We start from the raw sequence: 1170 nt of genomic DNA, 5'->3' as shown, positions 1-1170 counted from the left end.
TTACAAACAAGGGAAAGAGCATCAAGAGTTTCGATTTCCTGAGGTGCACAGCCTGTAAAGTCATTGGTAAGATCCGTGCCCCATCCAAAACTCATGCGCACTCTACCATGGAAATGATGATAGGTTTTTTCAATTGTATTGACATCAAGAGCATCAGAAAAAATTAAAAGTTTTTCGCGTGGATCTTTTCCTTTTTCTTTCCACCATTGAATAATACGTTCGCCACCTTCAATAGGGGGCGCACTATCGGGTCTGAAACCTGTCCAATCAGCGACCCAATCTGGTGCATTGCGTAAAAATGCTTCTGTACCAAAGGTATCAGGTAAAACAATGAGAAGATTTCCACCATAATAACGGTTCCAATCTTGCAAGACTTGATATGGAGCTCTGCGTAATTCATCATCGTTGTTGCTGAGAGCCGCAATAACCATGGGCAATTCGTGTGCATTGGTTCCAAGAGCTTCTAAATCCGTATCCATGGCAAGAAGAACATTAGAAGTTCCAGTAAAAGAATTACCAATGCCTTCTTTTAATGCTTCCACACACCAGCGCTGCCATAAAAAAGAATGGCGACGCCTTGTCCCAAAGTCAGATATTTTAATATCAGGCAATTTTTTGAGACGTTCAACTTTACTCCACATTTTTGCTTTAGCACGCGCATAAAGTACATCAAGAGCAAAACGATCTAGTTTTTTGAGAGCTGCACGTGAACGTAATTCACTGATAATAGCAAGGGCTGGAATTTCCCACATAGAGCTATGAGCCCACGAACCATAAAAATGAAGCATATATTGGCCATCTTTGCGGGTTAGTTCATATTCTGGGAGTTGAAAATTCTCAAGCCACTGAAGAAAATCCGGTTCAAAAATTTGTTTGCGTCCATAAAATGTATTACCAGCAAGCCAGATCATTTCATTTTTTGTAAAGTGCAAACTAAGAGCATGATCAAGTTGAGCACGTAATTCACTCTCATCAATATCATCGGCAAGACGTATTGTTTTAGAGCGATTTATGAGGGAAAAAGTAACATTAACATCAGGATACAACCCCCAAATCATCTGTACCATAAGAAGCTTATAAAAATCCGTATCGAGAAGTGAACGAATAATGGGATCAAGTTTCCAAGTATGATTGTAAACACGTCTAGCAATATCCGGATGATTCATAACC

At 39.7% G+C, this 1170-nt stretch carries 1 protein-coding gene; it reads right to left on the bottom strand.

The window, feature by feature from the left end; translation table 11 throughout:
* A partial coding sequence (locus ACFIKE_RS03985) for a nicotinate phosphoribosyltransferase (protein WP_375648453.1) occupies nucleotides 1-1166 on the bottom strand: 1166 nt, incomplete at its 3' end.
* Between the last annotated feature and the right edge of the window lie 4 nt (nucleotides 1167-1170).

The organism is Bartonella sp. MU70NMGDW (genome assembly GCF_042194085.1).
GTDB lineage: Bacteria > Pseudomonadota > Alphaproteobacteria > Rhizobiales > Rhizobiaceae > Bartonella > Bartonella grahamii.
This window is presented reverse-complemented; position numbering and strand designations above follow the sequence as displayed.